The sequence below is a fragment of the Mycobacterium lentiflavum genome (assembly GCF_022374895.2).
Taxonomy (GTDB): Bacteria; Actinomycetota; Actinomycetes; order Mycobacteriales; family Mycobacteriaceae; genus Mycobacterium; species Mycobacterium lentiflavum.
On sequence record NZ_CP092423.2, the window covers coordinates 2,431,842 to 2,442,040 of the forward strand.

Here is a 10,199-nt window from a genome sequence, read left to right on the forward strand (position 1 = left end):
GGCTACAGGTTGCTGGTCTCGGCGCAGATCCGGTAACCGCGCAAGCCCACCGGGACGAATAGCGCGAGCATCGCGGCGGTCCAGAGGATCGTCATCGCCAACGGCCAGAGAATCGGACCGTCGTACGCTAGCGCCCGCATCGTCTCGATGGGCGGCGATATCGGTTGGAAGCGGACAAACGGCCGAAGCCAATCCGGGAACATCCCGATCGGTGTGGTTCCCGGATTCACGAATGCCAGCGTGACCGTCCCACCCATGATCCAAGTCAACACGGCGGGGCTGGTGGTGCGAAGAACCAGCGCGATCACCAGTGCGGTGAATCCGAGCACCATGATCGACGGAACCAGGATGTACAGCAGCGCCCCGGCCAACCCGTGCTTGAAGCGCAGTCCCATCATCACTCCGAGCGCAGTGATCAGGATTGTTCCGACGAGCGCCCGCGCAGCCTCCGCGGTGAGCCGTCCGGTGAGCGCGCTCGCTCGATGCACCGGAAGCACCCACATTCGGCTGAGCAACCCCGACTGGCGATCCATCGTGATGCCCACCGCATTGCCCAAGGCACCGAATAGCGCGGACAGCACCGCACAGAACGGGACGAGCCCGTAAAGGCTGTCCACGCCGGTGACCTTGCGCACCTGCTCGCCCAACACCACGTGGTACAGGAGCAGCAGAAAGACCGGCAGGAGCAAGGAACCCATCAGCACCGCTCGGTCGCGCCGCCACCGGATAAGGAGCCGAATGGCTTGCAACCAGCTCTGATTCAGCAATGAGCCTTGATCTGCGGCATGCGATGTCACACGCTGCGCCTCTGCATCCGGATCGTGATCGCGCCGAAGACCAGCACCATACCGAAACACCAGGCCAGGCTGATCACCAAGTTATTGATCGCCACGTGCCCGCTGCCGAGCCCACGCAGCGTCTCGGCGACCTGTGAGACCGGCTGGTTGCGCACCCACGGACGTAGCCACGCGGGGAAGGTCTTCTCGGGGGCGATTCCGGTGGACAGCAGGAACAGCAGCAACTGGGGGACAAAGAGCATGTAACTGGCCCCCTGAAGGCTGTTCGAGCTCGATCCCAGTGCATCGGCGCCCAGCCCCACCGCGAGGCACAGCAGCAGCGCGATGAACACGAAAGCGATCGAGTCGACCAGCCCGCCGGTCATCCGGAATCCGAAGGCATAGCCGGCCACCAGCGCCACCAAAAGTGCTAGTACGGCGCGGATTTGGGTGGCGGCCATGCGGGCGGTCACCGGGGTTGCCGCGGAGATTGGCTGCGATCGCAAACGCACGCCCAGTCCACTGAGGTGGTCGCGGATCGCGCGGTCCGCGGTGAGCAGGCCGACGAAGATCATCGACTGGACGACCACGGCGGGCACCAGATATTGCGAATAGGTCACCGGACCGGTGTCGATCAGGCCATGCAGGGCCACGCTGAAGCCGGCCAGGTATGCGATCGGCGACAGCACCTCGAAAATCATCTCGCCGTCGCGCGTCGCTGACACCAGCGACCGTTCGGTGAGAGCGGCCAAAGCACTCATGATCGGGCGGCGGTCCGCTCGGTGATGTGCAGGAATGCCTCGTCCAAAGAGGGTTTCCGCAGCGAGATGTCGGCGAGTTCGACGCCTAGCGCGTCGACTCGGCGAAAGACCTCGGCCAGCGTCGCCACCCCGTCGGGGGCAAGCACCGACACCGAGTTGGTGTCGCCGTCGACATCGATCCCGCTGAGGCCGGTCAGCGCCGTCGCGACCTGAGGCAGGTCGTCCGGATTAGCCGGGCTGACCTGGCAGTAGCTGGTGCCCACCCGGCGCTTGAGATCCTCGGCGGTCCCACTGGCGATCACCTTTCCCTGGTCGATGACGACGATCGAGTCGCTGAGCACATCGGCCTCATCCAGGTACTGCGTGGTCAGCAACACGGTGATCCCTTGCTGGGCCAACGAACTCACCAGCGCCCAGACGTCGCGACGGCTGCGCGGATCGAGTCCGGCGGTCGGCTCGTCGAGAAACAGCACATTCGGCAGCACCATCAGGGCGCCGGCCAGGTCGACGCGGCGCTGCATGCCGCCGGAATACGTGGACACGTGGCGGTCGGCGGCCGCGACGAGGTCGAACCGTTCGATCAGCTCGTCGGCGCGGGCCTTGGCCTCACGGCGGCGCAGACCCCGCATCCTGCCGAACAGCACCAGGTTCTCCCGCGCGGTGAGTAACGAATCCAGTGCGACGAACTGTCCGGTCATCGCGATGCTGGCGCGCACCTTGGCCGGTTGGCGGACGACGTCGTATCCGGCGACGGTGGCGCTGCCGGATGTGGGGCGCAGCAATGTCGACAGGATGTTGATCGTGGTTGTCTTGCCGGCGCCGTTGTGGCCGAGCAAACCGCAGACCGTACCGGCCGGAACCGAGAAACTCACGCCGGACAGCGCAGACGTGTTTCCCCCGAAAGTCTTTGTGAGATCTGCGACCTCGATTGCCAGTGGAGACACAGTAGGGAGTATCTCATGTTGGTCCCGGCCGCTTGGCCGTATTGACGGTAGAGGACGATTGCCCCCGCGGTCCTATATCAATCGCAACTCCAAATGGTCTGGAGCGCAACCGTCGAAAAATTGTCGACAAACCCTCGCCGTTTGCTGTCCGCATAATCGCCGGGGCGGAACTAGACCGATTGCCTCGGGATCTCGGCCGGAGGCGCATCGTCGGGGAACTGTCGGCCCAGCAAAGCGCGCACCAGCGGACGGGATCCTTCGGGGCGCAACATCTGACTGGACGGGCGCGGACGAACAATCTGTGGCCACCAGAACCAACGTCCGAGTATCGCGGCAATGCTCGGAGTCATAAACGAGCGCACGATCAGGGTGTCGAACATCAGGCCAATGCCAATGGTGGTACCAACCTGGCCGATGATTCGCAAATCGCTGGACGCCATTGACGCCATCGTGAATGCGAACACCAAACCCGCGTTGGTCACGACCTTGCCGGTACCACCCATTGCGCGGATGATGCCGGTATTGACGCCGGCGCTGATTTCCTCTTTCATGCGGGATACCAGCAGCAAGTTGTAGTCAGACCCCACCGCGAGTAGGACGATCACCGACATCGGCAGGACCATCCAGTACAGCTTAATGCCCAAAATGTATTGCCAGATCAGCACCGAAAGCCCGAATGACGAACCCAGCGAAAGAGCCACCGTACCCACGATGACCAGCGCGGCCACAAAACTGCGCGTGATGATCAGCATGATCGTGAAAATCAGGCATAGCGCGCCGATTCCGGCGATCAATAGGTCGAATTTCGAGCCGTCTTTGAAGTCCTTGAAGGTCGACGCGGTGCCTGCGAGATAGATCTTGGCGTCTTCCAGCGGCGTCGTCTTGAGTGCCTCTTCGGCGGCGGTCTTGATTTTATCGACGCGCTCCACGCTTTCGGGTGTGGCGGGGTCACCCTTGTGGGAAATGATGAACCGCGCTGCTTTCCCGTCGGGGGACAGGAATTGATTCATCGCCTTCTGGAAGTCCGCGTTCTTGAAAATCTCCGGCGGCAGGTAGAACGAATCGTCGTTTCTGGAGTTGTCGAACGCCTGACCCATAGTGGTGGCGTCCTTGTTGTCGACGTCCACCTGGCCGATGATCCCCGACATGGTGCTGTGCATTGTCAGCGTCGTTTGCTTGAAGAACTCCATCGACGCCAGCATCTGGGGGTACTGCTCGAGTAGCTGAGGCAGCAGGACGTCCATATGGTGGAGATCCACCAGCAGGTCCTTGAGTTTGTCGCTCAGTTCGTCGACTCCGTCGAGCGTGTCGAAGATTGACCGCAAGGACCAGCAGATCGGGATATCGAAGCAGTGCTTCTCCCAGTAGAAGTAGCTCTTGATCGGCCTGAGGAAATCTTCGAAGTCCGCGAAGTGATTTCTCAACTCGTACAAGATCGCGGTCATTTCGTCGGTCTTGGTGATCGAGTCATGTGTATAGGTGGTGAGTAGCTTCTGCAGTTCGTAAAGCCGCTTCATCGACGCGATCTGGACGTCCATCATGTGGACCTGCTCGAGCAGGTCGTCCATGCGAGCCTTCATATACTTGATGTTTTGTGATTGAGCCGAGTTCTGCATGGCCAACATGAAGGGGATCGAGGTGTGTTCGATCGGTGTGCCCTCGGGTCGTGTTATGCCCTGAACCCGGGCGATTCCGGGGACTTTGAAGATGGCTCTGGCCAGCCGGTGCAGCACGATGAAATCGGCCGGGTTGCGCATATCGTGATCGGATTCGATCATCAGGATTTCGGGCAGCATTCGGGCCTGGGAGAAGTGCCGGTCGGCGGCCGCATAGCCGATGTTCGCCGGGATATCGTCGGGCATATAGAGCCGGTTGTTGTAACTCGTCTGGTAGCCCGGCAGTGTCACCAATCCAACCAGTGCGACGGCGATCGTCGCGACGAGGATGGGCACCGGCCAGCGGACAATTGCCGTGCCGATGCGCCGCCAGCGACCGAAGCGGATTGCCCGGGTGGGATCGAGCAACCCGAACCGGCCTCCGATAGTCAGGACCGCCGGAACCAGCGTCAGCGCGATTACGACGGAAATGACCAAGCCGATGGCGCACGGCACGCCCATGGTCTGGAAGATGGGCATCCGGGTGAAGCTCAGACACAACATCGCTCCGGCGATCGTCATACCGGAACCCAAGACGACGGGAACAACCCCGCGAAAAGTGTTGTAGTAGGCGGTTTCCCGATCCTCGCCGGCCTGACGTGCTTCTTGATATCGGCCGAAGAAGAAGATCCCATAGTCGGTCCCGGCCGCCATCGCCAGGGCCACCAGCAGGTTGACCGCGAATGTCGATAACTGCACGAGGCTGTTATCGCCGAGAAACGCGACAATCCCGCGAGCCGCGAGCACCTCGACGCCGACCGTGATCAACAACAGGATCACCGTCGTGATCGACCGATAGACAAACAGCAGTACCACGAAGATGATCGCGGCACCGATTGCGGTCATCTTCAGAATCGATCTGTCACCGGCCTCTTGCATGTCCGAGAACAGCGCGGACGGACCGGTCACGTAGGCCTTGATCCCGGGCGGTGGCGGATTCTTCGCGATAATGTCCCGGACTGCGGCAATGGAATCTTGACCCTGCGTCGTGCCCTGATTACCGGCCAGATTCATCTGGACGTAAACGGCCTTGCTGTCGGCGCTTTGTGCACCCGCCGCAGTGAGTCGATCTCCCCACAAATCCTGTACGTGCTCAACATGTTTCGTGTCGGCTTTCAACAGCCGCATCAGTTTGTCGTAGTACTTGTGCGCGTTGTCCCCGAGTTCCTGCTGCCCCTCGATCACGAGCATCACGAAGCTATCCGAGTCGGACTCCTTGAAGACCTTGCCCATCCGCATCATTGCCTGCACCGCCGGCGCGTCTTGCGGCGCCAATGGCACGGAGTGCTCGCGGCCCACCCGCTCTAGCGGTGGGACTGCGAAAGTCACCAGCAGCGTCAGCGCCACCCATCCCAGGATGAAGAGCACCGAAAGGTTGCGGAGCATCCGCGCGAAGAACGGCTTCTCGACGGGCGGCTGGATGCGGTCGGTGGCAATGGGTTCCGTGGTCATGCGGGCCTCACCGCGTTTCCTTCAGCAGCAACGAACGCACCAGTGGACGTGGCCCCAACGGTCGCAGCATTTGGCTGGCGGGGCGGGTGCGCACTTGTTGTGGCCACCAGAACCAGCGGCCCAGCAACGCCGCGACGGCCGGCGTCATGAAGGCGCGCACCACCAATGTGTCGAACAGCAGACCCATACCGATCGTGGTGCCCAGCTGGGCGATGCTGCGCAGGTCGCTGACCGCCATGGATGCCATTGTGAAGGCGAAAACCAGGCCTGCGTTGGTGACCACTTTTCCGGTGCCCGCCATCGCGCGGATGATGCCGGTGTGGATGCCGGCGGCCAGCTCCTCTTTCATCCGGGAGACCAAAAGCAAGTTGTAGTCGGACCCCACCGCCAACAGGACGATCACCGACATCGAGAGGACCGTCCAGTGTATTTGCAGCCCAAGCAAATACTGCCAAACCAGAATGGAAAGCCCGAAGGACGCGCCCAGTGAAAGCAATACCGTACCGACGATGACCAGCGCGGCGAGGAAACTCCGCGTCATGATCAGCATAATAATGAAAATAAGGCAGATCGCTGCGACGCCCGCGATCAAGAGATCGTATTGGGCGCCTTCGACCAAGTCCTTCACTACTGCTGCGGTTCCGGTGAGATAAACCTTCGCGTCTTCCAGGGGCGTGCCCTTGAGCGATTCCTCGGCCGCCGTTCTGATCGGTTCGACGCGCGAAAGGCCCTCGGGCGTTGCCGGGTCGCCCTTTTGGGCGATGAGCATGCGGGCGTTCTTTCCGTCCGGCGACAGGAAGATCTTCATGACACGCTTGAAAGTATCCGAACTGTCAATAATGCTCGGCGGGATATAGAAACTATCGTCATTTTTGGAGGTGTCGAACGCCTGCCCCATGGCGTTCGGGTTTTTGCCGCCGTTGACCTCCATCTGACCGATGGTTCCTTCCATGGTGCTGTGCATTGTCAGCATCATGGTCCGCATGCTCTGCATGGTTTCGATCAACTGCGGGATTTGGATAAGCAACTGCGGCAGGAGCGCATCCAATTTATCGAGGTCGCCCACCAATTCGGTGAACTTGTCGTTGACTTCGTCTACGCCATCGATTGCGTCGAATACGGATCTAAGCGCGTAACAAACCGGAATGTCGTAACAGTGCTTTTCCCAGTAGAAGTAGCTACGCAACGGCCTGAAGAAATCCTCGAAGTCCGAGACGCGATCCCGCAACTCCGCTGTAGTTTTTTGAACGTCATGCGTTCGGGCGACCATGTCGTGGGTCGTGGCGGTGAGCTCTTTCATCAGCTCTACCATGTGCTGCATGAGCTTAATCATCTTGGCCATTTCATCGGCCTGCTTCAGCATGTCATTCATGCGGTCCTTCTGAAACGCCATATTCGTCAGCTGAGACGACTGCGACATGCTCATGATGTAAGGAATGCTGGTGTGCGCGAGCGGGGTGCCTTCGGGCCGGGTCACGCTCTGAACTGTAGAAACGCCCGGCACCGCGAGAATGCCCTTGGCTAATTGGTTCAATACCAACATGTCCGTGGGATTGCGTAGGTCGTGATCGGCTTCGACCAAAAGGATTTCCGGCATCATCATTCGCGACTCAGGGAAATGTCGCCCCGCGGCCGCATTTCCTAAGCTGGCGGGAATGTTTTCGGGGATGAATTTCTGGTCGTCGTAGCTCGGGTTGTATCCGGGTAGGGTCAGCAGCCCGATCAGGGCGACCGCCAAGGTGGAAATGAAGATGGGCGCCGGCCAGCGCACGATCGCCGTTCCAATTCGTCGCCAACCGCGGACCCGGATCTTCCGCTTCGGCTCGAACAAGCCGAAACGTCCCCCGATAGCAAGAAGTGCCGGATTGAGCGTGAGCGCGACCAGGACCGCAACCGCGATGCCTACCGCATTGGGCAGGCCCAGCGGCTGGAAGTAGGGGAGCCGGGTGAAGCTGAGGCACAGCACCGCGCCGGCGATTGTCAGGCCGGAAGCCAACACGACTTTGGCGACACTACTAAATGTTGTATAAAAGGCGGTTTCGCGATCTTCACCGGCTTGCCGGGCCTCCTGATACCGCCCGACGAAGAAGATCCCATAGTCGGTTCCGGTCGCGATGACCGCGGCGACGAGCAGATTGACCGCGAAGGTAGTCAGGCCAATGACTCCGCTATTCGCGAGAAGCGCGACCATCCCGCGGGATACGGTCAATTGCAGCCCGACCGTCAGCAACAAGAGAACGACGGTAAAGAGCGACCGATAGACGAGCAGCAACGTAATAAAGATCACCGACAGGCTCGCCAGGGTAACCGTCGTGACCGTCTCCTGGCCCGCCTTGTTCATATCCGCGACGGTTGCGGCGGGGCCGGTGACAAAGACCTTGAGGCCGGGCGGAGCGGGCAATCCCGCCACGATGTTCCGGACTACCTGTACCGACTCGTCGCCCGCCGCCGCACCCTGGCCGCCAACGATGTTCAACTGAACATAGGCGGCCTTGCCGTCGATACTCTGCGCGGCGGCGGCCGTGACCGGGTCGCCCCAGAAGTTCTGAATGTGCTGGACGTGTTTCTTATCGGCCTCGAGCCGACGCATCAACTCGTCGTAATACTGGTGCGCGTCATGGCCAAGGGGTTGGTCCCCCTCCAGCACGATCATCGCGAGAGCGCCGGAGTTGGATTCCTTGAAATCCTGACCGAGGCGCAGCATCGCCTTGAAGGACGGCGCATCGGCGGGATTCAGTGATACCGAATGCTGTTGCTCCACCACCTCGAGCGGAGGGACGCCGACCGTCACGAAGACGGCCAGACCCAACCAGCCCAGAACGATGAGTATCGAAAACCGGTGGACGGTCCGCGCCAAAAATGGTCGCGCGGGCCGCTCCGTGCCCAAGTTTTCGTCGCTCATGCAGCCGTCAGCACGCAGTACGTGAAGGCGTTCACCTCGTGTGAGACCTTCTCGGACCTGACGGTGCCGTCGACAATGATGCGGCAGCCGATGGTGTCGGTATCACCTTGTGCCACTACGTTTCCCACGATGGACGGCAGCGTTGTCGAAAGGTCCATCGACCATGGCAGCGTGACGCCGTTGATGTGCTGTGGGTCGGCGTTGACGTCGAAATAGCTGATGTCGGCCACGGTTCCCGGTGCACCGAAGACCTCGTACTTCAGATGCTTGGGGTTGAACGGCTTGCTGTCTTTGACTCGGGAATCGGCGTAGGACTGGCGCTTTTCGGAGCCGAATATTCCGTGCAACCGTGAGACCGTGAACCCGCCGGCGGTGAGGACCGCAACGATGAGCAGTGGAATCCAGAGCCGCCCAAGAAGCTTGAACGCCCCGGCGCCAGGGCGCCGCTTGTTCTTTCGAGAGTCGTTCGGTGCCTGGGATCCGGACTGACGACCGAACCGCCCGAAGCGGCCGGGGGGCTGGCTCACGCCCTGGCTGCCTTCGGTGGCGACGTCGGACCGGGCTCGAACGTCGTGTTCGACCACCGCACCCCCTTCAACCCGTTCACAGACTCGCTTACCTCAACCGCTCGGACACTACCCAAACCTCGATCGCACCACACCAGACCTGCGGCGGTCAGCTCAAACGAGCGGCGTTCGGCGAGTGCAACCAGATCTTGATGAGTAAACCATGCGATTGGCCCCGACATCAGATCTTTCGTAACCCGGTACGGGATCGTTACTCCGATCGCATGCCTAAGGGCACGCTAGCAATGCGTGATATCCGCCGCCCGAGCGGGTGTTGTATGTGTCATTGTCCCGAGCGATGGTGACACACATTACATTCCGGTGCGATCTCGTGCAGATGACATCACCCCGCCGCGGTCAGCTAACGAAGTGCGAATGGTTCGCTGAGGTGGGTAAACGCGCGATTTGTCGTCGTCGCAGCAACGTCGCGTGAGCCAGCCCCGCGGCAATGGGGGAACGGTGCAGTCGCGCGATCACATGGCCCTCTCGATGGCCCGTTCGGCGGCCTTCTCGACCAGGTAGCTACCGTGCTGTGCCGGTATTTGCTGTCGGCGTCCCGCCGTCGTTTCCGCTCTGATCTGCGGGTCCGCCGCGAGACTGTGCGACGGTATTCCGTGGCGGCAACTAAGGAGCAACGAGAGCGTAACTTGGTCGTTTTCTAAGCCTAGGTAACGTACTCTTGGCGGTCGGCAGACAGCCCGTACCGTAGCTGCAGGTCACTGCACTTCAAGGCGCCAGCGTCGGAGCGTTGCGCCTGGCGCCGAATTGCCAACAGGTGTCACGAGTGCTTAACAGATCACATCAGGAACTTTGTCGAAACCTCCGACCGAGCCTGTGGGCCTCCAGTATGGTTTGGAACGACCCCACCTATATCGAGAGAACGCCTGGAGAACTGTGAGCACCAATCCGTTCGACGACGATAATGGCAGTTTTTTCGTGTTGGTCAATGACGAGGAGCAACACAGTCTGTGGCCGACCTTCGCCGATGTCCCCGCTGGATGGCGGGTGGTATATGGCGAGGCCGACCGTGCGGCGTGTCTCGAGTACATCGAGCAGAACTGGCCCGATATCCGGCCGAAGAGTCTGCGCGAGCGGCTGGCAGCGGGTCGGAGTTTTGATAAGTAAACCGCCTGGGTATGGGGA

At 60.8% G+C, this 10,199-nt stretch carries 7 protein-coding genes; 1 reads left to right on the forward strand and 6 read right to left on the reverse strand.

What is annotated here, in order from left to right:
* Positions 1-2: 2 nt before the first annotated feature.
* From MJO58_RS11680 to MJO58_RS11705, 6 genes are all read right to left on the reverse strand, one after another.
* Positions 3-698 (reverse strand): ABC transporter permease, encoded by a 696-nt coding sequence (locus MJO58_RS11680; RefSeq protein WP_175364415.1) that lies wholly within the window; start codon positions 696-698, stop codon positions 3-5.
* 95 nt (positions 699-793) lie between these two features.
* Positions 794-1,537 (reverse strand): ABC transporter permease, encoded by a 744-nt coding sequence (locus MJO58_RS11685; protein WP_090601629.1) that lies wholly within the window; start codon positions 1,535-1,537, stop codon positions 794-796.
* On the reverse strand, positions 1,534-2,481 hold the full coding sequence (locus tag MJO58_RS11690) for an ATP-binding cassette domain-containing protein (RefSeq protein WP_090601630.1): 948 nt from the start codon (positions 2,479-2,481) through the stop codon (positions 1,534-1,536). The genes MJO58_RS11685 and MJO58_RS11690 overlap by 4 nt, the downstream gene beginning before the upstream one ends.
* A 170-nt stretch (positions 2,482-2,651) precedes the next feature.
* Positions 2,652-5,588, reverse strand: coding sequence for an MMPL/RND family transporter (locus tag MJO58_RS11695; protein WP_276553207.1), 2,937 nt, complete (start codon positions 5,586-5,588; stop codon positions 2,652-2,654).
* Positions 5,589-5,595: 7 nt separating this feature from the next.
* The gene (locus MJO58_RS11700) at positions 5,596-8,490 is read right to left on the reverse strand and encodes an MMPL/RND family transporter (RefSeq protein WP_090601632.1); all 2,895 of its coding nucleotides are present in this window, start codon (positions 8,488-8,490) and stop codon (positions 5,596-5,598) included.
* Positions 8,487-8,891 carry an MmpS family transport accessory protein gene (locus tag MJO58_RS11705; RefSeq protein WP_090608869.1) on the reverse strand — a complete coding sequence of 135 codons (405 nt, stop codon included), beginning with the start codon at positions 8,889-8,891 and terminating at the stop codon, positions 8,487-8,489. The genes MJO58_RS11700 and MJO58_RS11705 overlap by 4 nt, the downstream gene beginning before the upstream one ends.
* Positions 8,892-9,950: 1,059 nt before the next feature.
* Between MJO58_RS11705 and MJO58_RS11710 the strand changes: the two genes are divergently transcribed.
* Entirely contained in the window at positions 9,951-10,181 is a 231-nt protein-coding gene (locus MJO58_RS11710) for an MbtH family protein (RefSeq protein WP_025735785.1), read from the forward strand.
* Positions 10,182-10,199 lie beyond the last annotated feature (18 nt).

Excerpts from the sequence above, each read along its gene's own strand:
- MJO58_RS11685 (WP_090601629.1), bottom strand. The coding sequence starts at position 1,537 with ATGAGTGCTTTGGCCGCTCTCACCGAACGGTCGCTGGTGTCAGCGACG.
- MJO58_RS11695 (WP_276553207.1), bottom strand. The coding sequence starts at position 5,588 with ATGACCACGGAACCCATTGCCACCGACCGCATCCAGCCGCCCGTCGAG.
- MJO58_RS11700 (WP_090601632.1), bottom strand. The coding sequence starts at position 8,490 with ATGAGCGACGAAAACTTGGGCACGGAGCGGCCCGCGCGACCATTTTTG.
- MJO58_RS11680 (WP_175364415.1), bottom strand. The coding sequence starts at position 698 with ATGGGTTCCTTGCTCCTGCCGGTCTTTCTGCTGCTCCTGTACCACGTG.